22 protein-coding genes are annotated in these 25,071 nt (G+C 71.7%); 11 read left to right on the forward strand and 11 right to left on the reverse strand.

Annotated elements, in window-relative coordinates:
* Positions 1-93 precede the first annotated feature (93 nt).
* The 3 genes from trxB (at position 94) to AB0B02_RS09715 (ending at position 2,727) form a co-directional block, all read left to right on the forward strand.
* Positions 94-1,047: a thioredoxin-disulfide reductase gene (gene trxB / locus AB0B02_RS09705; protein ID WP_281933938.1), complete on the forward strand. Its 954-nt coding sequence runs from the start codon at positions 94-96 to the stop codon at positions 1,045-1,047.
* A 30-nt stretch (positions 1,048-1,077) separates the two neighbouring features.
* The gene (gene trxA / locus AB0B02_RS09710) at positions 1,078-1,401 is read left to right on the forward strand and encodes a thioredoxin (protein ID WP_281933936.1); all 324 of its coding nucleotides are present in this window, start codon (positions 1,078-1,080) and stop codon (positions 1,399-1,401) included.
* Between the two features lie 165 nt (positions 1,402-1,566).
* Positions 1,567-2,727 carry an N-acetylmuramoyl-L-alanine amidase gene (locus tag AB0B02_RS09715; protein WP_281933933.1) on the forward strand — a complete coding sequence of 387 codons (1,161 nt, stop codon included), beginning with the start codon at positions 1,567-1,569 and terminating at the stop codon, positions 2,725-2,727.
* A 6-nt stretch (positions 2,728-2,733) separates the two neighbouring features.
* Here the strand turns inward: AB0B02_RS09715 and AB0B02_RS09720 are convergent, their stop codons facing one another.
* Positions 2,734-3,399 carry a GNAT family N-acetyltransferase gene (locus tag AB0B02_RS09720; RefSeq protein ID WP_107161981.1) on the reverse strand — a complete coding sequence of 222 codons (666 nt, stop codon included), beginning with the start codon at positions 3,397-3,399 and terminating at the stop codon, positions 2,734-2,736.
* A 291-nt stretch (positions 3,400-3,690) separates the two neighbouring features.
* On the opposite strand from AB0B02_RS09720, the gene AB0B02_RS09725 reads away from it, so the two are divergent.
* Both AB0B02_RS09725 and AB0B02_RS09730 read left to right on the forward strand, forming a co-directional pair.
* A complete protein-coding gene (locus tag AB0B02_RS09725) occupies positions 3,691-5,004 on the forward strand; it encodes a PLP-dependent aminotransferase family protein (protein WP_357298774.1) in 1,314 nt (437 codons plus the stop codon).
* Between the two features lie 7 nt (positions 5,005-5,011).
* Positions 5,012-6,004 carry a D-alanine--D-alanine ligase gene (locus tag AB0B02_RS09730; RefSeq protein WP_281933927.1) on the forward strand — a complete coding sequence of 331 codons (993 nt, stop codon included), beginning with the start codon at positions 5,012-5,014 and terminating at the stop codon, positions 6,002-6,004.
* Between the two features lie 25 nt (positions 6,005-6,029).
* On the opposite strand, the gene AB0B02_RS09735 is transcribed toward AB0B02_RS09730, so the two are convergent.
* The 9 genes from AB0B02_RS09735 to rpmH all read right to left on the reverse strand — a co-directional run bounded on the left by AB0B02_RS09735 (position 6,030) and on the right by rpmH (position 14,879).
* Positions 6,030-6,881 (reverse strand): hypothetical protein, encoded by an 852-nt coding sequence (locus AB0B02_RS09735; protein WP_357298779.1) that lies wholly within the window; start codon positions 6,879-6,881, stop codon positions 6,030-6,032.
* Positions 6,882-8,440: 1,559 nt separating this feature from the next.
* Positions 8,441-9,481: a ParB/RepB/Spo0J family partition protein gene (locus tag AB0B02_RS09740; RefSeq protein WP_281933925.1), complete on the reverse strand. Its 1,041-nt coding sequence runs from the start codon at positions 9,479-9,481 to the stop codon at positions 8,441-8,443.
* Between the two features lie 27 nt (positions 9,482-9,508).
* Entirely contained in the window at positions 9,509-10,840 is a 1,332-nt protein-coding gene (locus AB0B02_RS09745) for an AAA family ATPase (RefSeq protein WP_357298782.1), read from the reverse strand.
* 239 nt (positions 10,841-11,079) lie between these two features.
* Complete coding sequence (gene rsmG, locus AB0B02_RS09750; RefSeq protein WP_357299061.1) at positions 11,080-11,853, reverse strand: 16S rRNA (guanine(527)-N(7))-methyltransferase RsmG; 774 nt, start codon at positions 11,851-11,853, stop codon at positions 11,080-11,082.
* Positions 11,854-12,224: 371 nt separating this feature from the next.
* On the reverse strand, positions 12,225-12,815 hold the full coding sequence (locus tag AB0B02_RS09755; RefSeq protein ID WP_357298786.1) for a R3H domain-containing nucleic acid-binding protein: 591 nt from the start codon (positions 12,813-12,815) through the stop codon (positions 12,225-12,227).
* Between the two features lie 209 nt (positions 12,816-13,024).
* Positions 13,025-14,014 (reverse strand): membrane protein insertase YidC, encoded by a 990-nt coding sequence (gene yidC / locus AB0B02_RS09760; protein ID WP_357298789.1) that lies wholly within the window; start codon positions 14,012-14,014, stop codon positions 13,025-13,027.
* 3 nt (positions 14,015-14,017) lie between these two features.
* Positions 14,018-14,257, reverse strand: a complete 240-nt coding sequence (gene yidD / locus AB0B02_RS09765) for a membrane protein insertion efficiency factor YidD (RefSeq protein ID WP_233220212.1) — start codon at positions 14,255-14,257, stop codon at positions 14,018-14,020.
* A 41-nt stretch (positions 14,258-14,298) separates the two neighbouring features.
* Positions 14,299-14,712: a ribonuclease P protein component gene (rnpA, locus tag AB0B02_RS09770; protein WP_281933914.1), complete on the reverse strand. Its 414-nt coding sequence runs from the start codon at positions 14,710-14,712 to the stop codon at positions 14,299-14,301.
* A 29-nt stretch (positions 14,713-14,741) separates the two neighbouring features.
* On the reverse strand, positions 14,742-14,879 hold the full coding sequence (gene rpmH, locus AB0B02_RS09775) for a 50S ribosomal protein L34 (RefSeq protein ID WP_091061882.1): 138 nt from the start codon (positions 14,877-14,879) through the stop codon (positions 14,742-14,744).
* 574 nt (positions 14,880-15,453) lie between these two features.
* Between rpmH and dnaA the strand changes: the two genes are divergently transcribed.
* The 5 genes from dnaA to AB0B02_RS09800 all read left to right on the forward strand — a co-directional run bounded on the left by dnaA (position 15,454) and on the right by AB0B02_RS09800 (position 21,964).
* Complete coding sequence (dnaA, locus tag AB0B02_RS09780) at positions 15,454-17,325, forward strand: chromosomal replication initiator protein DnaA (protein WP_357298796.1); 1,872 nt, start codon at positions 15,454-15,456, stop codon at positions 17,323-17,325.
* Positions 17,326-18,130: 805 nt separating this feature from the next.
* On the forward strand, positions 18,131-19,264 hold the full coding sequence (dnaN, locus tag AB0B02_RS09785) for a DNA polymerase III subunit beta (protein ID WP_281933910.1): 1,134 nt from the start codon (positions 18,131-18,133) through the stop codon (positions 19,262-19,264).
* Positions 19,265-19,304: 40 nt separating this feature from the next.
* A complete protein-coding gene (gene gnd / locus AB0B02_RS09790) occupies positions 19,305-20,177 on the forward strand; it encodes a phosphogluconate dehydrogenase (NAD(+)-dependent, decarboxylating) (RefSeq protein WP_281933909.1) in 873 nt (290 codons plus the stop codon).
* Positions 20,178-20,193: 16 nt separating this feature from the next.
* Positions 20,194-21,327 (forward strand): DNA replication/repair protein RecF, encoded by a 1,134-nt coding sequence (gene recF, locus AB0B02_RS09795; RefSeq protein WP_281933907.1) that lies wholly within the window; start codon positions 20,194-20,196, stop codon positions 21,325-21,327.
* On the forward strand, positions 21,317-21,964 hold the full coding sequence (locus AB0B02_RS09800; RefSeq protein WP_357298802.1) for a DciA family protein: 648 nt from the start codon (positions 21,317-21,319) through the stop codon (positions 21,962-21,964). The genes recF and AB0B02_RS09800 overlap by 11 nt, the downstream gene beginning before the upstream one ends.
* Before the next feature lie 12 nt (positions 21,965-21,976).
* Here AB0B02_RS09800 and AB0B02_RS09805 read toward each other — a convergent pair whose 3' ends face one another.
* Positions 21,977-22,531 carry a hypothetical protein gene (locus tag AB0B02_RS09805; RefSeq protein ID WP_357298804.1) on the reverse strand — a complete coding sequence of 185 codons (555 nt, stop codon included), beginning with the start codon at positions 22,529-22,531 and terminating at the stop codon, positions 21,977-21,979.
* Between the two features lie 546 nt (positions 22,532-23,077).
* On the opposite strand from AB0B02_RS09805, the gene gyrB reads away from it, so the two are divergent.
* Positions 23,078-25,024, forward strand: coding sequence for a DNA topoisomerase (ATP-hydrolyzing) subunit B (gyrB, locus tag AB0B02_RS09810; RefSeq protein WP_357298807.1), 1,947 nt, complete (start codon positions 23,078-23,080; stop codon positions 25,022-25,024).
* Positions 25,025-25,071 lie beyond the last annotated feature (47 nt).

The following is a 25,071-nucleotide window of genomic DNA, read 5'->3' on the forward strand; positions in this document are numbered from 1 at the left end:
TTCTGGAAGTCAGGCGCCGGCGCCTCCGCGCGGTCGGCACTCGGATCGACATCGGTGCGTACCGGTGACGAACACACACATCGGGAGACGGCAGTGGACGAGGTCCGCAACCTGATCATCATCGGCTCCGGGCCGGCCGGCTACACCGCGGCGGTCTACGCCGCGCGCGCCAACCTCAAGCCGCTGGTGATCGAGGGCGTGCAGTCCGGTGGCGCGCTGATGACCACCACCGAGGTGGAGAACTTCCCCGGTTTCGCCGACGGGATCCTCGGCCCCGAGCTGATGGACAACATGCGCAAGCAGGCCGAGCGGTTCGGCGCGGAGTTCCTCACCGACGACGTGACCCGGGTCGAGCTGAAGGACACCGGCGAGATCGGCTCGGACGCGGTGAGCACGGTCTGGGTGGGCGAGACCGCCTACCGGGCCCGCGCCGTCATCCTCTCCACGGGTTCGGCGTGGCGACCGCTGGGCGTGCCGGGCGAGCAGGAATACCTCGGCCACGGCGTGTCGTCCTGCGCCACCTGTGACGGCTTCTTCTTCCGTAACCAGCACATCGTGGTGGTCGGCGGCGGCGACTCGGCCATGGAGGAGGCGAGCTTCCTCACCCGCTTCGCCGAGTCGGTGACGATCATCCACCGTCGCGACTCGTTCCGGGCCAGCAAGATCATGGCGGAGCGGGCGCTGGGCAACGAGAAGATCAAGGTGGAGTGGAACACCACGGTCGAGGAGATCCTCGGCGAGGACGGCAAGGTCAGCGGCGTACGGGTGCGCGACGTGCACACCGGCCAGACCAAGGTGCTCGACGTCACCGGCGTGTTCGTGGCGATCGGCCACGACCCGCGCAGCGAGCTGTTCCGCGACCAGGTGGAGCTGGACGACGAGGGTTACGTGAAGGTGCAGGCGCCGAGCACCCGCACCAACGTGCCGGGCGTGTTCGCCGCCGGCGACGTGGTCGACCACACCTACCGGCAGGCCATCACGGCGGCCGGCACCGGATGTGCGGCCGCGCTGGACGCCGAGCGGTTCATCGCCACCCTGCAGGGCTGAGAATTTCACCAAAGGGAGAAGGGGTTCATAGTGGGAGCAACCAAGGCGGTCACGGACGCGAGCTTCGCGAGCGACGTGCTGAAGTCCGACAAGCCGGTCCTGGTCGACTTCTGGGCGGAGTGGTGCAGTCCGTGCCGCAAGGTCTCGCCGCTCCTGGAGGAGATCGCGGGCGAGATGAGTGACCAGGTCACCATCGTCAAGCTCAACATCGACGAGAACCCCGAGACGGCCCGCGCCTACCGGGTGATGTCCGTGCCGACGCTGACCATCTTCAAGAACGGCGAGCCGGTGCAGTCGATCGCCGGCGCCAAGCCGAAGGGCGAGCTGCTCAAGCTCATCGAGTCGGCGCTCTGACCGACCCGACACCGCCGGAGCCCCCGTCACCCCACCCGGGTGTCGGGGGCTCCGGCGTTCCTGACCTGCGCGAACCCGAACCCGCCAGGTAACCGGCCACGGTACGCTCCGTAAGCGTCCGTCGGAGCTACCGCCTCCGCCAGCGCCCGTGCAGAGGGGGTCGTCGTGCGTCCGATCCGACCCGGTGACCGGGGCCCCGCGGTGGCCGAGATCCGAACCGTGCTCGCCGGCCTGGAACTGCTGCCCACCGACGGCCGCGCCGACGACTACGACGCCGCGACGGAACGCGCGGTCCGCGCCTTCCAGCAGTCCCGCGGCCTCAGCGTCGACGGGCGGGTGGGCGCGGAGACCTGGCGGGCGCTGGACGCGGCCCGCTGGCGGTTCGGCGCCCGCGCGCTCTACCACGCGGTGCCCGAGCCACTGACCGGTGAGGACGTCCGTTCGCTCCAGGAACGCCTGCTGGAGATGGGGTACGACGTGGGCCGCGCCGACGCCATCTACGGCATCCGCACCTCCCGCGCGGTGGCCCAGTTCCAACGCGAGATGGGGCTGAAGCCGGACGGGTCGTGCGGCCCGCACACCGTCAACGCGCTGCGCCGGCTCGGCCGCAAGGTGGTCGGCGGGCGCCCGCAGTGGCTACGCGAGTCCGACGCCATCCGCCAGGCCGGGCCGACGCTCGTCGGCCGGACCGTGGTGATCGATCCGGGCCACGGCGGCACCGACAGCGGAGTGGTGGTGCCCGACGGCTCGCTGCGTTGGACCGAGGCGGACCTCGTGCACGACCTCGCCAGCCGGCTGGAGGGGCGGCTCGCGGCGGCCGGCGTACGGGTGCAGCTCACCCGGGGCCCGTCGTCCCCGACCTGCCTGCCGGACGCGGACCGGGCCCAGCTCGCCAACTCGCTCGGCGCGGACGTGTTCATCTCGCTGCACACCGACGGGCACGCCAACCCGGAGGCCGACGGCGTCGCCACCTACCACTACGGCACCGACAACGGCGTCACCTCGGCCACCGGGGAGCGCCTGGCCGGGCTGGTGCAGCGGGAGATCGTGGCCCGCACCGGGCTGCGCGACTGCCGCACCCACGCCAAGGCGTGGGACCTGCTCCGGCTCACCCGGATGCCCGCGGTCCGCGTCGAGGTGGGCTACCTGACCTCCCCCACCGACCGGGGCCGGCTGATCGACCCGCGCTTCCGCGACCGGGTGGTCGAGGCGATCGTGGCCGGGGTGCAGCGGATGTACCTGCCGATCGAACGGGACGTGCCGACCGGCTCGATCGACGTCAGCGAGCTGCGGGCGATCGTGGCCGCCGGCACCGTGGTCGACTGAGCCCGGTCAGCTCGTCGAGCGGGTGGCCGGAGCCGGCCGCACCGGCCGCAGCAGCGTCTCCGGGCTCATCGAGCCGAGCAGCTTCTCCAACGCGTACTCGACGTCGGACTTCCAGCTCAGCGCCGTGCGCAGCTCCAGCCGCAGGCGCGGGTAACGGGGGTGCGGGCGGACCGTCTTGAAGCCCACCGAGAGGAAGAAGTCGGCCGGCGCGACACACGCCCGGGTGGGGCCGTCCGGCTCGTCACCGAACTTGGCGTCGCCGAACGCCTCGATGGCCTTGATGCCGCGCTTGGTGAGGTCCCGCGCCACGCCCTGCACCAGCATCCGGCCCAGACCGCCGTCGGCGAACGCGGGCACCACGTGCGCGGTCATCAGCAGCGCCGCGTCCGCCGAGACCGGCGACGTCGGAAACGCCATCGAACGCGGGACGTACGCCGGCGGGGCGTACATGACGAAACCGGCCGGCATGCCGTCGACGTAGACCAACTTGCCGCAGGAGCCCCACTCCAGCAGCGTCTGGGAGACCCACGCCTCCTTCTCCAGGCCCGGGTCGCCGGCCGCGCAGGCCCGCTCCGCGGAGACCGGATCCAGCTCCCAGTAGACGCACCGCCGGCAGGATCGGGGAAGGTCCTCCAGGGTGTCAAGCGTCAGGCTGACCAGACGTCGCGACATGAGCGCACCCCACCAACAATCTCGGAGCGTCGGTCACCGCGGTGTCCCGCCGCCCTCCTGCTCCCGACGAGCGATCGTACGCTTCCGCCCGCCGGTGCGGGAGGGGACGCGCGAACGCCCACCCGGGCGACGGACCCGGGAGTCCGGGATGTGGACGTGTCCACACGGCGGGTTCCGCGCCGGTCACCAGGGACTACGATCGACCAATCGGCCGCGCGCCGCCATTGGATGCCGGCATCGCGGGTACCACACCGGGCGGCAGCCCCGCCGACACCCGACCGAGGTGATGTCATGACCGGCACGACGCTCGACGACTACACCGACCGGTACGCCCGCCGCGTCCGGGGGATGACCGCCTCCGAGATCCGGGCGCTCTTCGCGGTCGCCAGCCGGCCGGAGGTCGTCTCGCTCGCCGGCGGAGCGCCCTACATCGCCGCGCTGCCGCTCGACGCGGTGGGCGAGATGCTCGGCCGGCTCGGCGCCGAGCACGGCGCCACCACCCTCCAGTACGGCATCGGCCAGGGCACCCTGGAGCTGCGCGAACGGATCTGCGAGGTGATGGCCCTCTCCGGGATCGACGCCTCCTGCGGGGCCTCCCCGGAGGACGTGGTGGTGACCGTCGGCGGGCAGCAGGCGCTCGACCTGGTGGCCCGCCTCTTCCTGGACCCGGGTGACGTGGTGCTCGCCGAGGGCCCGACCTACGTCGGCGCGCTCGGGGTGTTCCAGGCCGCCCAGGCGCAGGTGACCCACGTGCCGATGGACGACCAGGGCCTGATCCCGGAGGCGCTGGAGGTGGCCATCGCCGACCTGGCCCGGGCCGGCCGGCGGGTCAAGTTCCTCTACACCATCCCGACGTACCAGAACCCGGCCGGCGTGACGTTGAGCGAGGAGCGGCGCGAACGGGTGCTCGACATCTGCGAGCGTGCCGGCCTGCTCGTGGTGGAGGACGACCCGTACGGTCAGCTCGGTTTCGATGGCGAGGCGCCGGCACCGTTGCGGGCCCGGCGGCGCGACGGGGTCTTCTACCTGAGCACCTTCTCCAAGACGTTCGCCCCCGGCCTGCGGGTGGGCTGGATCCTCGCCCCGCACGCGGTGCGCGACAAGCTGGTCATCGCCAGCGAGGCGCAGATCCTCTGCCCCAGCGTCTTCGCGCAGTCCGCCGTCTCGACGTACCTCGGCACCATGCCGTGGCGGGAGCAGCTCAAGACCTACCGGGAGGTCTACCGCGAGCGTCGGGACGCGCTGCTCGGCGCGCTGACCGACCTGATGCCGGCCGGCACCACCTGGACCACCCCGACCGGTGGCCTCTTCGTGTGGGCCACCCTGCCGGACGGGCTGGACGCCAAGGCGATGATGCCGCGGGCCGTCGCCGCCCGGGTCGCGTACGTGCCCGGCACCGGCTTCTACGCCGACGGGACGGGCACGTCCAACATGCGGCTCAACTACTCCTTCCCGCCGCCGGAGCGGATTCGGGAGGGCGTGCGCCGGCTGGCCGGCGTGATGGAGCAGGAGATCGCCATGCGGAAGGTCTTCGGAGCGGTCGGCAACGCCGGGCCACGCCGACGCCAGGGCGGCTCCGACGCGCCCGGCCCCGACTTGGCATGATGCCGGCATGGCCGTCACCCCCGCCGCACCGACACCTGTGACCGGATCCTCCGCCGACGAGCTGCACGTGCTCGTGCTCGCCGGCGGTCTCTCCTACGAGCGGGACGTCTCCCTGCGGTCCGGCCGTCGCGTGCTGGACGCGCTGCGCGCGGTCGGCGTGCAGGCGGAGCTGCGGGACGCCGACGTCGCGCTGCTGCCCGCGCTGGCCGCCGACCCGCCGGACGCGGTGGTCATCGCCCTGCACGGCGCCACCGGCGAGGACGGCTCGCTGCGCGGCGTGCTCGACCTGTGTGACGTGCCCTACGTCGGTTGCGACGCCCGCTCCTCCCGGCTGGCCTGGGACAAGCCGTCCGCCAAGGCCGTCCTGCGCGAGGCCGGCATCCCCACGCCCGACTGGGTGGCGCTGCCGCACGACCGCTTCTCCGAGCTGGGCGCGGTCGCCGTCCTGGACCGGATCGTCGACCGCCTCGGGCTGCCGTTGATGGTCAAGCCGGCGCAGGGCGGTTCCGGGCTGGGCGCCGCCGTGGTCCGGGACGCCGCGTCGCTGCCGGCCGCGATGGTCGGCTGTTTCGCGTACGACCAGACGGCGCTGGTGGAGCGCTACGTGCCCGGCATGGACGTGGCGGTGTCCGTGCTCGACCTGGGCGACGGCCCGCAGGCCCTGCCCCCGGTCGAGATCGTGCCCCGCAACGGCGTCTACGACTACGCGGCCCGCTACACGGCGGGGCGCACCACCTGGCACGCGCCCGCCCGGCTCGACGCCGCCACGACCGCGCAGGTGACCGACGTGGCGCTCGCCGCGCACACGGCGCTCGGCCTGCGGGACGTGTCCCGCGTCGACCTGATTGTCGACGCGGAGGGCCGGCCGCACGTGCTGGAGGTCAACGTCTCGCCGGGCATGACGGAGACCTCACTGCTGCCGCTGGCGATCCAGGCGGCCGGGCTCGACTTCGGTCGCGTCCTGGGCTCACTGGTGGGCCGGGCCGCCGCGCGCCGCTGAGCTGACCCGACCGGCGCCACCACTTTCACTCCCGGTTCGGACCGGCCGTTCCTGTCGCCGGCTCCGCGTCGCCGTCCGACGCCGTGGGTTCGGCGTCGCCGGTCGCGGTCTCGCCATCCCCGTCGCGAGGGCCGCCGTCCGGCGTGTGCACGGAAGGCGTGTCATCGGCGGCGTCGTCGGCCGACCCCACCGGCTCGGCCTCCGGGATCTCGTCCGCCGCTTCGATCACCGACGCCGTCTCCTCGTCGGGTTCCTCGGTGGTGTCCGCCGGCGCCGGCGAGGAGAGGCTCGACGGAGCCTGCCACCGGATGCGCGGCGGCTCGGCGAGCGGTCGGCCACCGAACTCGGCGAGCCACGCCGCCACCATGGCGAGGTTCTCCCGCCACTGCTCCTCGGAGATCGGCGGCAGGATCGAGTCCCACAGCGACAGGAACGTGCCCCGCAGTTGCAGCCGCCCGTACGGGCGGGCCAGGAACCACATGTGCAGGTGCGCCGACCCGTCGCCCCAGCGGTTGACGTGCACCCGGGCGACCCCGTCCAGCGAGCGGATGGCCCGCTCCAGCCGGACGGTCATCACCCCCAGTTCGGCGGCGAGCAGGTTCGGCAGGTCACCAAGGTCCAGGTGGGAGCGGGACTCCAGGATCAGAACCATCGGCAGGCCGGTGGGCCGGTCCATGGTGCGGACCCGCCACCGCTCACCGACCCAGATGTACGCCTCGTCAGGCGCGTTGCAGGCGGTGCACTCCCGGTCCTCCTCGCCCCGACGGGGAGGTTCGACCGGCACGGGATCGTCGAGCTGCTTGACGCGAAGATCGCCCTCGAAGGGGAAGGAGGGCCACTGGGTGAAGTCCGGGACTGAGGGAGGGGTGTCCTGCACGACGCTGACCCTAACGGAGTTGGCGACGCCTGTCCCTCCCCGTTCCCACCGGAGTCGAGCCCGCTTCGACGATCCACAGCGCGTTGTCCACCACGTTGTCCACAGGCCGCCGAGATCACCACCACAGTGCGTCATCCACAGCTCAGCAAGGGTTTCCGGGTGTTGTTTCACGTGAAACGGAGTGAGCCTGTGGACAACCGCTGTGGATAACTTCTGCGGCCGTGAGGCTTCCCGTGACCCTTCCGTTCAACGAGCGGAGGGCTCCGACGCAGCGGCTCAACGGGGCTCAGTCCCGCCGCATGGGCTGGCTCGTTTCACGTGAAACGGAGCACTCCATGATTCCTGGCTGCGCGGGCCACCCGTCGCGGTTCAGCCCTGGAAGAGGCGCTCGGTTGGATGCGACCCCTCTCCCGTTTCACGTGAAACGGGCTACGGGGATCCGCCGGGTCCGGAGCGCTGCGGGTGGGCTCGCACTGCCGCAGACGCCGACCGGCGACCAAACTCGTCCCACCGGGCCGGCTCACGCCTGAAGCGCCCCGGGCCCGGCCGCACCGCGCGGTCGGATCTGCTCGGGCCCCTCAGCGGTCCGTAGGAACGGCACCGCATCTGCCCCGGGCGGAGAACTCATTCCGAAGTCGCTGGCCGCCGCCGGCCCGCGCACAAGACCGGAAGGTATGTGCGGCATGAGCGCGGCCCTCGCCTCTGCCGTCGCGCGTCACCGGAACCGCTGGGTGCTGCGCCGGTGACTCGGCCAGGCCGCGCCGGTGACTGAGCCAGGCTGTGGTGGGGATCGCCGCGAGGGCTGCGGGACGGCTGCCTTTCGACGCGCCGTTCCCGAAGCCGCGCACGTTGACCGCGCACCCGGCCTGTCGCGCCGTGCATGCCGTCATGGACAGCATCGCGAGGCCCGCCCGGAGATCGATCGGGTGAGGGCCCGGGCGCACCGCACATGCCCTGGACGGGACAGCACGGAGGCAAGGCCGATGATCAGCCGGGTCGAGGCAGATCGGCTCAGCGGCACGGCGAGCCTCTGTCCGTGAGAGGAGACGACCGAGCAACGCCGGCGACAAACAAGCCGCCGTCGCCACGGCTCATTCGCGTGCGATGAGCAAGCGCAAGGACACCGCTCCCGCCCCCGCAGGCCAAAGACGCGCCTATTCGGGTCGAGACCATCAAGGCGGATGGGGACCGCTCTTGCGGGCCCTGACAGGCCCATGCCGTTTCACGTAAAACCACACCGCTGGCCCTACCGCTTCACGGCCCCACGCCGGCCCGGCACGGCGTGCCTTATGGCAGGTGGCGCCGGCGGTCGACGGTCCTCGTGTCGAGCGCGGCACGACCAGCGAACGGCAACGGTGGCAGCGCAGCACGCCCGGGTGACCCAGCGGTCGGGACGCATCACGTCCGACGAACGACAACGGGTGCGAGGCACAGCACGTCGGAGGACCGACACGGGTGCGAGGCAGCACCGTGGGGCGAACCGCAGCGGTGGAAGGCTGCCGGAACGCCACCGGCCGCACCCCTCAACGGGAATGCGGCCGGTCGGGTCGAGCAGTGAGTCACTCCTCGGGCTGCTCCTCCTGGCCCACGCCGATGATGCCGACGATCCGCTCCAGGTCGTCGACGGTCGCGAACTCGATCGTGATCTTGCCCTTGCTCCGGCCGATGTCGACCTTCACGCGAGTGTCGAAGCGGTCGGCGAGCCGGTCGGCGAGATCGGAGAGCGCGGGAGCATGCGCCTTGGCCCGTCGCTTGGCCGCAGGGGGCTTTGCCGGCCCCTCAGCCAGCGCCAGAGCCACCAACTCCTCGGTGCCGCGTACCGATATGCCCTCGGCGACGATCCGCGTGGCGAGCTTCTCCTGGGCCTCACCGTCGTCGAGGCTGAGCAGCGCCCGGGCATGGCCGGCGGAGAGCACTCCGGCGGCGACCCGCCGCTGCACGGCCCCGGGGAGGTTCATCAGGCGAATGGTGTTGGAGATCTGCGGTCGGCTGCGGCCGATCCGGCGTGCCAGTTCCTCGTGGGTGGCACCGAACTCCTCCAGCAACTGCTGGTAGGCCGCCGCCTCTTCGAGCGGGTTCAGGTTGGCGCGGTGGATGTTCTCCAGCAGCGCGTCCCGGAGCATCGCGTCGTCCTTGGTCTCCCGGACGATCGCGGGAATGCTCTCCCGGCCGACCGCCTGGGCGGCACGCCAGCGCCGCTCACCCATGACGAGTTCGTACTTCTCGCCGTCGAGCTGCCGGACGACGATCGGCTGAAGGAAGCCGACCTCCTGGATCGAGGTCTTCAGCTCCTCCAACGCCTCCTCGTCGAAGACGTGCCGCGGCTGCTTCGGGTTCGGCACGATGCTGTCGACCGGAATCTCGGCGAAGCGCGCACCCGGCACCGGGCTCAGCTCGAACTCCGGCTCGGCGGCCGGCTTGCCACGGTCGAGGACCGCGCCGGCCCCGGTGGGGGGCGGGTCCGCGACGGGAGAAGCCGGGGTGGCCACCGTCGGGACGGATGCCTCATCGGCCTCCGGCGGGGCGACGCCCGGCGCCGGCCCGGTGGGGATGAGGGCGCCGAGCCCTCGGCCCAGACCGCCGCGGGGACGGTTCTTCATGCGACGCCTCCCAGCGACTTCTCCGCACTACGCATTCCGGCTCACCGGCTCCTTGACCCCTCGTTCGGCGATCTCCTGGGCGGCCTCGAAGTAGCTCGTGGCACCCCGCGAACCGGGATCGTAGGTCATGACCGACTGGCCGTAGCTCGGTGCCTCGGAGACACGCACGTTGCGGGGGATGACGGCCTGGAGCACCTTGTCCCCGAAGTGGTTCCGGACGTCCTGCTCCACCGCGTCGGCCAGCCGAGTACGCCGGTCGTACATGGTCAACAGGATGGTGGAGACGTCGAGCTTCGGGTTGAGGTGCTGGCGTACCAGGTTGATGTTGTTGATCAGCTGGTTGAGCCCCTCCAGCGCGTAGTACTCGCACTGGATGGGGATCAGCACCTCCTGCGCGGCCACCAACGCGTTGACGGTCAGCAGGCCGAGCGAGGGCGGGCAGTCGATGAAGACGTAGTCGAAATGGCCCGGGTACGCCTCGATGGCGCGCGACAGGCGGGACTCCCGGGCGACCACCGAGACCAGCTCGATCTCGGCACCGGCCAGGTCGATGGTCGCCGGCACGCACCACAGGTTGGGGATGCCCTCGACCGCCTGGGCCACCTCCTCCAGCGGCACGCTGTCGATGAGGCAGTCGTAGACGTCCGGCACACCGGTGTGGTGTGGCACGTTCAGCCCGGTGGACGCGTTGCCCTGCGGGTCGAGGTCGACCACGAGCACGCGGTTGCCGTGCAGCGCGAGCGCCACCGCCAGGTTCACGGTGGTGGTGGTCTTGCCCACGCCACCCTTCTGGTTGGCGACGCACATCACCCGGGTCCGGTCGGGGCGGGGCATGTTGACCTCGCCACTGGGATTCAGGATCTGCACGGCGCGCATCGCCTCCATAGCCAACGGTGGGTCATCCTCTTCGCGCGTCGGGGTTTCACGTGAAACGTACGTGTCGGCCGCGGCCTCGTCCCCGTATCCGGCGACCGGTGGCGTGTCGGCCGACACCGGGTCCGGAACGGGCTGGTGCGGTACGGCGGAGACCGGCGGTTGTGGTTCGTAACGGGCGGGGATCGCGACGTTCGCCCGCACCGATGCCGGCCGCGGGGACGGGGCGTTCACCGGGCCGTCGCTCGGGTCGTGCGGTTCGCGGGCCGGTGGGACGTTGGCCGGTGCGGACGAGACCGGCCGGAGAGCGCCCGCCACCGACGCCTCCGGCCGGTGGGCCGGGTCGACCGGAGAAGGCGGCGAGGTGTCACGGGAATCGTTCACCGCCCATTCCTGGTAGCTGGTTTCACGTGAAACGGAACCGTCCGGGGCTCGCCCGCCGGCGCCGGTCAGCCGTGGCTCGTCGTACCTGCCGTCGTCATGCACCTGTCATCCCTACCCGCTCCGGATGGTCGGTCCGCACCGTCGATCGGGCCTCCGCTGTGCGCGGCGTCACCGGCCGGCGAAACGGTCGGGTCGGGTGCCGCCCGGCACCGCCGCTCCACACTATCGACGCGCGGTCAGCCTACGGCCGACGGGCGTGGCGGGTCCATGTCGGGTTGTGATCGATCCGGTCACGCCCCACGGGTCCAACGACCCGTGGGGCATCCGGAAAGCTGCTCCGCTCAGCGATCCCGGTTACGGTCGCCGCGTCGGCGACCGCCACGCGAGCGCTTCGCCTTCGGCTTCTTCGGGTTGACCACCCGTTCCCGGACCACCTCGACCACAGTTGCCGCCAGCTCGATCAATCCGGTCCCGCACCGGTGCAGCGTGGGCTCCCCGCCGCCGAGCCGGGTCACCGCATCGGTGTGCTCGGCGATCTCCTCGGCGGCGGAGGCGCCCTTGAGCGCCAGCAGCCGGCCGCCCGGCACGATCAGCGGGAGGCACCAGCCGGCGAGCCGGTCCAGCGGGGCCACGGCCCGTGCGGTGACGATGTCGGCGGAGAGCGGATCGCGGTCCCGGGAACCGGCCGCCGCCTCGTCGGCCCGCCCTCGGAACACCCGGACGGACCGGGTCAGGCCGAGACGCTGCACCGCTTCCACCAGGAAGGCGACCCGCCGGGCGAGCGGTTCGACAAGGGTCACGGTGAGATCCGGACGGGCGATCGCCAGCACCAGGCCGGGGAGCCCGGCACCGGAGCCGACGTCGATCACGCGGGCATCCGCCGGGATCCGCTCCGCCACCACGGCGCAGTTGAGCAGGTGCCGGTCCCAGAGCCGGGGCGTCTCGCGGGGCCCGATCAGGCCCCGGAGCACGCCCTCGGTGGCCAGGAGTTCGGCGTACGCGGCAGCAAGGTCGAGCCGGTCGCCGAAGAGTGCGCGCGCGGCCTCCGCCAACTCCGGCGGCAACGTGGCGCCGGCCGGGTCGGGCGCGGCACCCGCGACGGGCCCGTCCGCCATGGACGGCTCGGGAGGGGTCGCCGGATCCGCGAAGGCCGGCACCGCCACCACGTCCGGTTCGGCGAAGAACGGGTCGACCGTCCCGGCCGGAGCTTCGGCGTCGACGGGTTCGGCCACTGCCGGCACGTCACCGGAGAAGGACGGTGTCACCTCGGTGGCGGCGGTCGGCTCGACGCCGTCCACCGTCGTGGTGCCGCCGGAGAACTCGGGATCGACCGCTGCCCCGGGCGCGTACGCCGGATCAGCCGCCCGGTCCTCGTCGGAGCGGAACGGGTCGGGAGTCGTTTCGGGCCGCACAGCCGGCGGCCCGGGTGGCGTACCACCCGGGCCGGCCACGGCGTCCGCCGTCGTGTCGTCGGAGGCCACTGACCTCAGTCCGCAACCGGCCGGACGACGATGCGGCGGTTCGGCTCCACGCCTTCGGACTCGCTCTCCACGCCGCTCATCGCGTTGACCACGTCGTGCACGCACTTGCGCTCGAACGCCGACATCGGCTCCAGGCGCACCGGCTCGCCGTGCTCCTTGACCTTCTCGACCGCGTTCTTGGCGACCGCGGCCAGTTCCTTACGCCGGGCGGCCCGGTAGCCGCCGACGTCCAGCAGCAGGCGGCTCGGCGTGCCGGTCTGCCGAAACACCGCCAGGCGGGCCAGCTCCTGAAGTGCCTCCAGGGTGGCGCCACGCTGGCCGACCAGGTTCTGCAGTCGACCGCCGACCACCTCGACGACGGGCCGGCCACCGGAGACCAACTCGTCGATGTCGCCGTCGTAGTCGAGGATGTCCAGCAGGCCCTCGACGTAGTCGGCGGCGATCTCGCTCTGCCGGAACAGGTCGCTGTCGGCCGGGGCCTTCTTCTCCCGGGTCCCGGCCGTGCCCTCGTCGGTCTCGGTGGCGGGAGCCGCGGGGATCTCCTCGTCCACGGACTGGTCGGCGCTGGGGATGCTGGTGTCGGTCACGGGTCTCATCTCCGTACTCGCTCGGCCGGACCGTCGAGGTCCGCTTGTCTCCCGGGGGCCGGCGGGAGGTTCGCCGGATGCCCCTCGGGCACGTCCGTACGGGCCAGTGTCGCCCGTGACCGCGCGTCGCGCGGCGGTTCCGGCCCGGCGCCGACTCCTCGGGTGCTGCTCGGGTCCGGAGGGGGCCGCCACCGGTCGCGGCGGCGGCCCGGTGCGGCTCAGCCCTGCCGCTTGGCAGGGCGGCTGCCGCCCTTCTTCGGGTTGGTCGGCTTGGCGCCCGGCTTCGGACCGGCCACCTTCGGCGCGGCGGCCGGGGCCTTGGCCACCGGCGGGGCGGCCTTGCGACCGAACAGGCCACTGGTCTTGGCCGGCTGGGCGGCGGTCTTGCCGGCGGTGGCGGTGGCCTTCTTCGGCGGCACCAGCGGCGGGAACTTCCGCAGCACCCACTGCTGCTGGCCGAGCGTGAAGAGGTTGTTGGTGACCCAGTAGATGATCACACCGATCGGGAAGATCGAGCCCGAGACCAGCAGCGAGACCGGGATGCCGTAGAGCATCAGCCGCTGCACCATGCGCTGCTGCGGGTCCTCCGCCCAGCCGGTCTTGAGGATCATCTGCCGGCTGGTGAGGTAGGTCGTGGCGATCATGATGAGCACCAGGATGCCGGCGATCAGCTTCACGGTGCCGGTGTTCGCGCCCAGCGGGGCCAGGTCGGCGGCGGTGGAGCCGAACCGGCCGGAGATCGGGGCAGTGAAGAGCTTCGCGCTGGAGGCGCTGTTGAACTGGTCGGCCGTCCAGCCGTAGAGCGTCTTGCCGGGGTTCGTCGGGTTGAGCCGCTTGAGCGTGTGGAACAGGCCCAGGAAGACCGGGATCTGGAGGAACATCGGAAGGCAGCCCATCAGGGGGTTGGCCTTTTCCTTCCGGTAGAGCTCCATCATCTCCTTCTGGAGCGTCTCCCGGTCACCCTTGTGCTTCTCCTGGAGCTCCTTCACCTTCGGCTGGAGCGCCTGCATGGCCCGTTGCGACTTGATCTGCTTGACGAAGACCGGGAACAGGATCACCCGGACCGTCACCACCAGGAAGATGATGGCGAGGATCCAGGCCCAGTTCGTGCCGATGACCGCGCCGACCGGCACCCCGATGGCGTCCCAGGCCGAGTGCCAGGTCAGCAGGATCCACGAGATCGCGTAGTAGATCCAGTCGAGACTCAATTCTCAGGCTCCAGTCACGTCGGCACGGCGGCGACCGCCCGGCTCCGGCACCGGGTCGTGTCCACCTGGGTGAAAGGGGTGGCAGCGCGACAGCCGCCGGACCGTCAGCCAGGCTCCCCGCAACGCGCCGTGCCGGGACACCGCCTCCACGGCGTAGGCACTGCACGACGGGTAGAACCGGCAGCGGGCCGGCAGTGCCGGACTTATCCACCGACGGTACGCGATGATGGGTACCAGCAGCATGCGGGCACCGGTTGTCGGCGAGGGGGTCGTGGTGCCGCCGTTCATCGCGACCGCCGTCCCCGGGGGGCCCGTGCGGCGGCGAGCGCGGCGTCCAGGTCGGCCCCGAGTCGGGCGTACGCCGCGTCGGCGGCCGGGGGCAGGGCGCGTACCACCAGGGTGGTGCCGGCGGGCAGCTCGGCCAGGCGTTCCCGGACCAGGTGCCGCAGCCGGCGGCGGACCTTGTTGCGCACCACCGCGCCGCCGACGGCCTTGGACACGACGAAGCCGGCGCGGCGGGGTGCGGAGATCTCCGCACCGCTGCTCCGCGCCGGCTCCGGCGAAGGTGTCGCGGTGGACTCGGTCGGGTCGGGGAGCGTCAGGTGGACCACGACGGCGCCACGGCCGACGCGTCGGCCACCACGAACCGCTGCGGCGAAGTCGCTACTGCGCCGCAGTCGCTGTGCGGCGGCCAGCACGACTGCCCACGTCCCCGGACCGGTCGGCCTCAGGCCGCCAGGCGGGTGCGGCCCTTGGCGCGACGGGTCGAAAGGATGGCGCGGCCGGCACGGGTGCGCATGCGCAGCCGGAAGCCGTGGGTCTTCGCGCGCCGGCGGTTGTTCGGCTGGTAGGTGCGCTTGCTCACGTCAGGCTCTCCGTTGTCGTACGCCCCGCGCGGCGGATCGCCCGGGGTCCTGTGCTGGTCCCGATCACCTCGACGGTGACCGCTGATCGACGCTGCCCGGCGAACCGGCCTCCGGTGGTGCTGGGAGGTGACCGCGGGCAACGAGCATCCATCACCCTAGCAGAGGGCGAGAGAGCATCCGCTCCAGCCTACGCAGCACCGCAATGACCGTCAAACCCTTCCCGCCCGGCCCCGACCTGCGTTGCGACGGCGGCCGACGGGGTCGTTTCCGGTGCGGTCGTCACCGCCTCAAGGGTGTCGGCGGTTGATGGCGCGGGGTCCGCGCTGTTAGCGTGCGCGATTGCGGTCGGCGTCGGGTGCCCGGGTTTGTCGCCGACCGGCAAGACCGGACAAGCTGTTGAATCGTTCGGCACGGTGAACCCGCTTCAGCGCCTCCGCCAATCAGGGGGCAGGTCCGACCCGCGTCCGGTGGGCGGCCACAATCGGTCGGTACACAGGCTGTGGATAACTTGTGGATGACGACCGGTCAGCCGTCCGGGCGGGCGTGAGGATCAGGCGAGGGGGTGGCACGACGGTGACCGGAGCGACAGACCTTGCCGCGGTGTGGGCGGCGGCCACCGAGGAACTCGCCGACGAGATCATCTCCGCCCAGCAGCGGGCGTACCTCCGGCTGACCCGACTCCGCGCGATCGTCGAGGACACCGCGCTGCTCTCCGTGCCGGACGCGTTCACCCGCGACGTGATCGAGTCCCGGCTCCGCCCGGCCATCACCGAGGCGTTGAGCCGCCGGCTCGGCCGGCCGATCCAGGTGGCCGTCACCGTACGGGTCGCCGACGATCCGAGCGGACGACCGGGCGGCACGGTGTACCGCAGCGGCCCGGAACCACTTCCCGACCGGGACGGCGCGGTCGGTCTGCTCCCCGGATTCGACCGGGCGGGCCCGCCCCCCGAGTCCGCCTACCCCGCGCCCCGCCCGGAGCCCCAGTACGCGGCGGACGCCCGGCCGGAGCATCCGATGGAGGAGCCCGCGCCACGGCAGCGGAACGCGGACGGCGGCCGGCCGCACCTGATCCCCGCCGGCCGGGACGGACAGGACACGCTCTTCGGCGCCGCGTTCGCCGAGCCGCTGCGCGCCGCCCCCGACCGCCGGTCCTTCGACGACCGCCCCGACCTGGAGCCGACCGCCCCGGACCGGGGTGGGTACGAGCCCCGCTACCGGGAGGCCCCGGGTCCGGTCGACTCCCCGCCGCTGCGCGGACTGCCCCGTGACGGTGTCACCGACAACGGTCCGGGGCGCGGCGCCACCGACAACGGTCCGGGCCGTGGTGCCACCGACAACGGCCCCGGCCGTGGTGCCCCCGATCACCACCGGCCGGGCGGGCAGGCCGACCGCCGGCTGCCCGGCGTGGAGAGCGGCGGCAACCGGCTCAACCCGAAGTACATGTTCGAGACGTTCGTCATCGGCTCGTCCAACCGCTTCGCGCACGCGGCGAGCGTGGCGGTGGCCGAGTCGCCGGCCAAGGCGTACAACCCGCTGTTCATCTACGGCAGCTCCGGGCTGGGCAAGACCCACCTGCTGCACGCCATCGGGCACTACGCCACCACGTTGGGCAACGCCCGCTCGGTCCGGTACGTCTCGACCGAGGAGTTCACCAACGACTTCATCAACTCGTTGCGGGACGACAAGACCAGCGCGTTCCAGCGCCGCTACCGGGACGTGGACATCCTCCTGATCGACGACATCCAGTTCCTGGAGAACCGGGAACGGACGCAGGAGGAGTTCTTCCACACCTTCAACACGCTGCACAACGCCAACAAGCAGATCGTGATCACCTCCGACCGCTCGCCGAAGCAGCTGGCGACCTTGGAGGACCGGCTCCGGACCCGGTTCGAGTGGGGCCTGCTCGCCGACATCCAGCCGCCCGACCTGGAGACCCGGATCGCGATCCTGCAGAAGAAGGCGGCACAGGAGCGGCTCTACGCCCCGCCGGACGTGCTGGAGTTCATCGCCTCCCGGGTGTCGAACTCGATCCGGGAACTCGAGGGCGCGTTGATCCGGGTCACCGCGTTCGCCAGCCTCACCCGGTCCTCGGTCGAGCTGTCGCTGGCCGAGGAGGTGCTGCGCGACTTCATCCCGGACGGCGCCGGCCCGGAGATCACCGCGGACCAGATCATGGTCTCGACCTCCGAGTACTTCGGGGTGAGCCTGGAGGACCTGCGCGGTCATTCCCGGTCCCGGGTGCTCGTCAACGCCCGCCAGGTGGCCATGTACCTGTGCCGCGAGCTGACCGACCTGTCGCTGCCCCGGATCGGCCAGGCGTTCGGCGGACGCGACCACACCACGGTGATGCACGCCGACCGCAAGATCCGGCAGCAGATGGCGGAGCGGCGTTCGCTCTACAACCAGATCGCCGAGCTGACGAACCGGATCAAGCAGAACACCTGAGACGCTCGTCTCGTACCCGTCACGACAGCCCGGCCGGACGACGTTCCCGGCCGGGCTTCTTCGTGCCCGTCGGGTGCCGCGTCGACGGCCCCGGGCCGCCCGTGGACGCCGCCGGTTGACCCTCGACCCGGTGGAGGGCCCAGAATCGGCGTCGTGGTTGTCCACAGCTCGTACCGGTTGTCCACATCCCCTGTGTCACAGGCGGTGGAAAACCACCCTGTGCACCCGGCCGGTTACCCACAGACTGTGGACAACTCCTGGGGACGAGCCTGTGGACGCCTGGGGACGACGGCCACGTTGTCCACCGACGACGGCCTGCCTGTGGGGATCCTGTTGAAGGTTCTGGGGACGACGGGGGTTCGGGCCGTCGGCGTTGTCCACAGCGCTGGGGAGAAAACCGGTGGATTACCGGTGGACAACCGGTGGACAGCGGTGGAAAACCCGGCGGCCGGCGGGGCCTGTGGACCGGGACCCGGGTTGTACCCCGGGTTATCCACCGGGAACCCACCTGTGGAAAACGTGTCTGACCTGGGCAGACGCCGGTTCTCCACAGTTTGCACAGGTGCGATGAAGACGATGAGTTATCTCTTCTAAACAACAAAAACCAATCATCACCGTTGGACTTCCTGTGGATCGGGCCGCAGCGCTGCCGTCGGCAGTCGGCCGGGCACCTGGATCCACGGGGTCGGGCGCACAGCCGATGCCCACGCGCCCTAAGGTGCGATGGGTACCCGCACGGTCGGGCGGGACGGGTGGCAGCGGTCGGCATGAGAGAGTTGTCGCTGACGTCGACGCGGAGGCATTGATGAAGTTCCGAGTGGAGCGCGACGCGCTCGCCGAGGCGGTCGCGTGGACCGCCAAGAGCCTGCCCAACCGACCCTCCGTGCCGGTGTTGGCCGGGGTGATGCTCCGGGTGACCGACGGCAACCTCCAGGTCTCCGGCTTCGACTACGAGGTCTCCAGCCAGGTGACCGTCGAGGTGCAGGGTGACGCGGACGGCGCGGCACTGGTCTCCGGTCGACTGCTCGCCGAGATCACCAAGGCGCTGCCGGCCAAGCCGGTGGACATCGCCGCCGTCGGCTCCCACCTGGAGCTGGTCTGCGGCAGCGCCCGGTTCACGCTGCCCACCATGCCGGTGGAGGACTACCCGACCCTGCCGGAGATGCCGGAGAGCGCCGGCACCGTCGACGCCGCCGCCTTCGCCGCCGCCGTGGCCCAGGTGGCCGTGGCCGCCGGCCGCGACGAGACGCTGCCGATGATGACCGGCGTCCGGATCGAGCTGTCCGGCGGCACCATGGCCATGCTCGCCACCGACCGCTACCGTCTCGCGCTGCGCGAGATGGAGTGGCACCCGGACGACCCGGAGATCAGCCTCAACGCGCTGGTGCCGGCCCGCACGCTGAACGACACCGCGAAGGCGCTCGGCCCGCTCGGCGGGCACGTCACCATGGCGCTCTCCGCCGGCGGCGCCGGCGAAGGCATGATCGGCTTCTCCGGCGGCACCCGCCGGACCACCAGCCGCCTGCTCGACGGCGCCAACTACCCGCCGGTGCGCTCGCTGTTCCCGGCCGACCACAACGCCGAGGCCCGGGTCGCGGTCGCCACTCTCATCGAGGTGGTCAAGCGGGTGGCGCTGGTCGCCGAGCGCACCACCCCGGTGCTGCTCAGCTTCAGCGCCGACGGCCTGGTCGTGGAGGCCGGCGGCACCGAGGAGGCCCGGGCCAGCGAGGCCATGGAGGCCACCTTCAGCGGTGACCCGCTCACCATCGGCTTCAACCCGCAGTACCTGATCGACGGCCTGTCCAACCTGGGTGCCCAGCACGTCCTGCTGCGGTTCGTCGACGCCTTCAAGCCCGCGGTCCTTTCTCCGGCCGGCGAGGATGGCGAGGTCATTCCGGGGTACCGGTACCTCATCATGCCGATCCGCGTCTCCCGCTGATCGCCGGCAGCACCACCCTGACGTACGGAGGTAGCAGCACATGCAGCTCGGCCTGGTAGGACTCGGCCGGATGGGCGGCAACATGCGCGAACGGCTGCGCGCCGCCGGGCACGAGGTGGTCGGCTACGACCGCAACCCCGAGCTCAGCGACGCCGCGAGCCTCGCGGAGCTGGCCGAGAAGCTCGACGCACCGCGCGCCATCTGGGTGATGGTCCCGGCCGGCGTCACCGACGCCACCATCGACGAGCTCGCCGGTGTGCTCGGCGAGGGCGACATCATCATCGACGGCGGCAACTCCCGGTTCAGCGACGACGCCCCGCGCGCCGAGCGGCTCAACGAGCACGGCATCGGCTACGTCGACGTCGGCGTCTCCGGCGGCGTCTGGGGCCGGCAGAACGGCTACGGCCTGATGGTCGGCGGCGCGCAGGAGCACGTCGACCGGCTCATGCCGATCTTCGACGCGCTCCGGCCCGAGGGCGATTTCGGCTTCGTGCACGCCGGCCCGGTCGGCGCCGGCCACTACGCCAAGATGGTGCACAACGGCATCGAGTACGGCCTGATGCACGCCTACGCGGAGGGCTTCGAGCTGCTCTCGGCGTCCGAACTGGTGACGAACGTCCCCGGTGTGGTCAAGTCGTGGCGCAAGGGCACCGTTGTCCAGTCCTGGCTGCTCGACCTGCTCGACCGGGCCCTCGACGAGGATCCGGAGCTGGCCGAGCTGAGCGACTACACCGAGGACACCGGCGAGGGCCGGTGGACGGTCGACGAGGCGGTCCGGCTCGCCGTGCCGCTCAACGTGATCACCGCCGCGCTGTTCGCCCGGTTCGCCTCCCGGCAGGACGAATCACCCGCCCTGAAGGCCGTCGCCGCGCTGCGCCAGCAGTTCGGCGGGCACGCCGTCCACAAGCGCTGACCGGCGTCCACAGCCTGTGTACGTCCGCCGGCTCGAACTGGTCGACTTCCGCTCGTACGAGCGGGTCGGCGTCGACCTGGAGCCGGGTCCGAGCGTGCTCGTCGGCGCCAACGGCGTCGGCAAGACCAACCTGGTCGAGGCGTTGGGCTACGTGGCGACCCTGGACTCGCACCGGGTCGCCACGGACGCCCCGCTGGTCCGGATGGGCGCCACCTCGGCGGTGATCCGCTGCGCGGTGGTGCACGACGGCCGGGAACTGCTCGTCGAGCTGGAGATCGTGCCGGGCAAGGCGAACCGGGCCCGGCTCGGCCGTTCCCCGGCCCGCCGCGCCCGGGACGTGCTCGGCGCGCTGCGGCTGGTGCTCTTCGCGCCGGAGGACCTGGAACTCGTCCGCGGTGACCCGGGCGAACGCCGCCGCTACCTGGACGACCTGCTGGTCAGCCGCCAACCCCGCTACGCCGGTGTCCGCGCCGACTACGAGCGGGTGGTGAAGCAGCGCAACGCGCTGCTGCGTTCCGCGTACCTGGCCCGCAAGACCGGCGGCTCCCGTGGCGGTGACCTGTCCACGCTCACCGTGTGGGACGCCCACCTCGCGCAGCACGGGGCCGACCTGCTCGCCGGCCGGCTGGAACTGGTCGCCGCGCTCACCCCGCACGTCGCCAAGGCGTACGACGCGGTGGCGGCCGGCCGGGGTGCGGCCGGGATCACCTACCGGCCGTCGGTCGACCTGCCCGAACCGGCCGCCGACCGGCCGGCGCTGGCCGAGGCGCTGACCGCCGCGCTCGCCGCGGGCCGCGCCGCCGAGATCGAACGCGGCACCACGCTGGTCGGTCCGCACCGTGACGACCTGGCCCTCACCCTCGGCCCGCTGCCGGTCAAGGGGTACGCCAGCCATGGCGAGTCCTGGTCCTACGCGCTGGCGCTGCGGCTGGCCGGGTACGACCTGCTGCGCGCCGACGGGATCGAGCCGGTGCTGGTGCTCGACGACGTCTTCGCCGAGCTGGACACCGGCCGGCGGGAACGCCTGGCCGAGCTGGTCGGCGGCGCCAGCCAGCTCCTGGTCACCTGCGCGGTGGACGACGACGTGCCGGTGACGCTGCGCGGTGCCCGTTACACGGTTGGCGAGGGGACGGTGCGACGTGCCGGATGACGACGAGGTCCGGCTCCCGCCGGCCCGGCTGGGGCCGGGACGCGACGGCGCGACGGCGGCACGTGGCGGCCGGGGCGAGCCTTCCGCGCGTACCCCCGGGAAGCCGGCGGACGGCGAACCGGGCCCGGCGACGGAGGGCACGGCCGGGCCGGAGCTGGCCCGAGCGGTGCTGGAGGCGGCGAAGGCCCGGCGCCAGGCCGCGGCCGGCCCCCGACGACGCAGCGCGGTCCGTGGCGACGGTGAGAAGCGGCTGCGCGGCTACTCCGGGCCCGGCCCGGATCCGCGTGACCCGCAGCCGCTCGGCGCGGTGCTCGACAAGCTGGTCAAGGCGCGGGGCTGGCAGCAGCCGGCGGCCGAGGCGACCGTCTTCGGCGCGTGGGAGAAGGTGGTCGGCGCGGAGGTCGCCCAGCACAGCCGCCCGGTGAAGCTGGAGAACGGCGAGCTGACCGTGGAGGCCCGCTCGACGGCCTGGGCCACCCAGTTGCGGCTGCTGGCCGGCTCGCTGCTCAAGCAGATCGCCAGCGAGGTCGGCCACAACGTGGTGCGCAAGCTGCACATCCACGGCCCGGCCGCGCCGTCCTGGTCGCGCGGCCCTCGGCGGGTACGCGGCCGTGGCCCCCGGGACACCTACGGCTGACCCGAGCGGCTGCTACGCGTCGGCGTAGACCGCGAAGCCCCGCTCCGCGCAGCGCCGGTAGAACGCGGCCAGCACGCTCAGCTCGGCGCAGGTGAAGTTCCACTGCGGCGGATCGCCGCTGTCGTCGCGCAGCTTGTCGAGCCGGCTCTCCAGCCAGCGGAGCTGCTGCTCGGCCAGCCGCCCGTCGCCGAGCAGCGCGCGCAGCACCTCGCTGACCGACTCGAACGTGACCGCCTCGCCGTACGGCCGGTGCCGGGCGATGAACTTCTCCACGCCCTCGGCGATCCAGGCGCAGCCGTCCGGGTCGATCACCGGGTCCTCGTCCTCGGCCGCGTTCTCCGTGGCGTAGAGCACATTCTCCAGCCCGAGGATCAGGTCGACCAGTTCGGTGTACGCGGTCGCCCGCACCGTGCCGGTCTTCGCGATCAACTCGGCGAGCGCGGCGGTCGGGGCGGAGATGCGTGGCATGTCCACGATTTCGCCGAAGTCCACGAACTCAGCCGGCGCGACCGGATCGTAGAAGCGGCCGGTACGCGGCCAGTGCACCGCGACGTTGTCCAGCCCCATCTGGCGTCACCTCTCACCAAGCGTCTGTCGGACCATCCAGGCGATGGTCCCCGGTCCGGGCGCGAAAGATCAAGACCGCAACGGCGGCGCCGCAAAAGGTACGGCACGTCGCGTTCCACCGCGACCCCCGGCCCGCGAACCGCCGATCACCGACCCGGCGGCCCGGACCGGTCGCGGTGGCCGATGGCACGGCGGGTGCCGGTGGCGTGTAGGGGGAGTCGCGGGCAGCGAGGTTCGTCCGGCTACGGCATTCTCAGCCGCCTCTCCAGGGGTGCCGAGTGGCGGTTTGGTCGGCTGCGCACAGTAAGATTGGGGGCGAGACGAAAGACCCGGCACGGAGCGATCGACATGGGCCCCCAGGGCCCTTGATCATTGTGCCGCATCGGGTCCGAGCCGATCGCGATCCGCGGGCAACCGCGGCGCCCGGCGTACCCGATCCGTGACCTGGTGATCCCAGGCACGGCCTGGGGTACGCCGACGTCGCGTCCTGTCCGCCGAACCCGCGCCCCGCGCCCACGCGCGGCCGGTGCGAGAAAGTGGCCGAGCGTGGCAGCGGAGGACAACAAGAAGTACGGCGCCGAGTCCATCACCGTGCTGGAGGGCCTGGAAGCGGTCCGGAAGCGGCCCGGTATGTACATCGGGTCCACCGGCGAGCGCGGTCTGCACCACCTGGTGTGGGAGGTCGTCGACAACGCGGTGGACGAGGCGCTGGCCGGATACTGCGACACCATCGACGTGGTGCTGCTGGCCGACGGGGGCGTCCGGGTCACCGACAACGGCCGGGGCTTCCCGGTCGACCTGCACCCCAAGCTGAAGAAGCCGGGTGTCGAGGTCGCGCTGACCGTGCTGCACGCGGGCGGCAAGTTCGACGGCAAGGCGTACGCGGTCTCCGGCGGCCTGCACGGCGTCGGCGTCTCGGTGGTCAACGCGCTCTCCAGCCGGATGGCCGTGGAGATCCACAAGGACGGCTTCGTCTGGCGGCAGCGCTACGACCAGTCGAAGCCGACGCCGCTGGAGAAGGGCGAGGCGACCGACCGGACCGGCTCCGCGGTCTCCTTCTGGCCCGACCCGGACGTCTTCGAGACCGTCGACTTCGACTTCCACACCATCTACCGGCGCCTCCAGGAGATGGCCTTCCTCACCCGCGGCCTCACCATCCACCTGCTGGACGAGCGGGTGCCGGAGGACGAGGAGGGCAAGCCCCGCGAGGTCACGTTCCACTACGACGGCGGCATCGCCGACTTCGTCCGGCACCTCAACGCGTCGAAGAGCCCGATCCACAAGACGGTGGTCGAGTTCGGCGCCGAGGAGACCGGCATGTCGGTCGAGATCGCCATGCAGTGGAACGAGTCGTACGGCGAGTCGGTCTACACCTTCGCCAACAACATCAACACCCACGAGGGCGGCACCCACGAGGAGGGCTTCCGGGCCGCGTTGACCAGCGTGGTCAACCGCTACGGCGCGGAGAAGAAGCTGCTCAAGGGCGACGAGCGGCTCTCCGGTGAGGACATCCGCGAGGGTCTGGCCGCGATCATCTCGGTCAAGCTGACCGACCCGCAGTTCGAGGGGCAGACCAAGACCAAGCTGGGCAACACCCCGGTGAAGGGCTTCGTCCAGCGGGTCTGCAACGAGTCGCTTGTCGACTGGTTCGACCGCAACCCCGCCGAGGCGAAGATCATCATCACCAAGGCGTCCCAGGCCGCCCGGGCCCGCATCGCCGCGCAGCAGGCGCGCAAGCTGGCCCGGCGCAAGTCGCTGCTGGAGTCCGGCTCGATGCCGGGCAAGCTGGCCGACTGCCAGTCCACCGATCCGCGCGAGTCCGAGGTCTTCATCGTCGAGGGCGACTCGGCCGGCGGCTCGGCCAAGCAGGGGCGTGACCCACGTACCCAGGCGATCCTGCCGATCCGCGGCAAGATCCTGAACGTGGAGAAGGCCCGGATCGACCGGGTGCTGAAGAACAACGAGGTGCAGGCGCTGATCACCGCGCTCGGCACCGGCATCCACGACGACTTCGACATGGAGAAGCTGCGCTACCACAAGGTGGTGCTGATGGCCGACGCGGACGTGGACGGTCAGCACATCCAGACGCTGCTGCTCACCCTGCTGTTCCGCTTCATGCGACCGCTCGTCGAGCTGGGTCACGTCTACCTGGCCGCCCCGCCGCTCTACAAGATCAAGTGGAACAAGAAGGGCGACGACGCCCAGTACGCGTACTCCGACCGGGAGCGGGACGGGCTGATCGCGCTGCGTCAGCAGAAGAAGCCCAACGCCAAGCCGGACGACATCCAGCGGTTCAAGGGCCTCGGCGAGATGAACTACCCGGAGCTGTGGGAGACCACGATGAACCCGGCCACCCGTACGCTGCGCCAGGTCACGCTCGACGACGCCGCCACCGCGGACGAGCTGTTCAGCGTCCTGATGGGCGAGGACGTCGAGGCGCGCCGGTCGTTCATCCAGCGCAACGCCAAGGACGTGCGGTTCCTGGACATCTGACGGACGCGTGCCCGGGCCGGCCGGAGATCCACCGACCGGCCCGGTGG

The organism is Micromonospora sp. NPDC049240, from assembly GCF_040647835.1.
In the GTDB taxonomy this organism is placed as follows: domain Bacteria; phylum Actinomycetota; class Actinomycetes; order Mycobacteriales; family Micromonosporaceae; genus Micromonospora.

Bases quoted from the DNA above. Each gene is read 5' to 3' on its own strand.
- AB0B02_RS09730 (WP_281933927.1), top strand. From the start codon at position 5,012: ATGGCCGTCACCCCCGCCGCACCGACACCTGTGACCGGATCCTCCGCC.
- AB0B02_RS09720 (WP_107161981.1), bottom strand. From the start codon at position 3,399: ATGTCGCGACGTCTGGTCAGCCTGACGCTTGACACCCTGGAGGACCTT.
- gnd (WP_281933909.1), top strand. From the start codon at position 19,305: ATGCAGCTCGGCCTGGTAGGACTCGGCCGGATGGGCGGCAACATGCGC.
- rsmG (WP_357299061.1), bottom strand. From the start codon at position 11,853: ATGGCGGACGGGCCCGTCGCGGGTGCCGCGCCCGACCCGGCCGGCGCC.
- AB0B02_RS09725 (WP_357298774.1), top strand. From the start codon at position 3,691: ATGACCGGCACGACGCTCGACGACTACACCGACCGGTACGCCCGCCGC.
- AB0B02_RS09740 (WP_281933925.1), bottom strand. From the start codon at position 9,481: ATGAAGAACCGTCCCCGCGGCGGTCTGGGCCGAGGGCTCGGCGCCCTC.
- AB0B02_RS09755 (WP_357298786.1), bottom strand. From the start codon at position 12,815: ATGAGACCCGTGACCGACACCAGCATCCCCAGCGCCGACCAGTCCGTG.
- AB0B02_RS09805 (WP_357298804.1), bottom strand. From the start codon at position 22,531: ATGGGGCTGGACAACGTCGCGGTGCACTGGCCGCGTACCGGCCGCTTC.
- dnaN (WP_281933910.1), top strand. From the start codon at position 18,131: ATGAAGTTCCGAGTGGAGCGCGACGCGCTCGCCGAGGCGGTCGCGTGG.
- yidD (WP_233220212.1), bottom strand. From the start codon at position 14,257: ATGCTGCTGGTACCCATCATCGCGTACCGTCGGTGGATAAGTCCGGCA.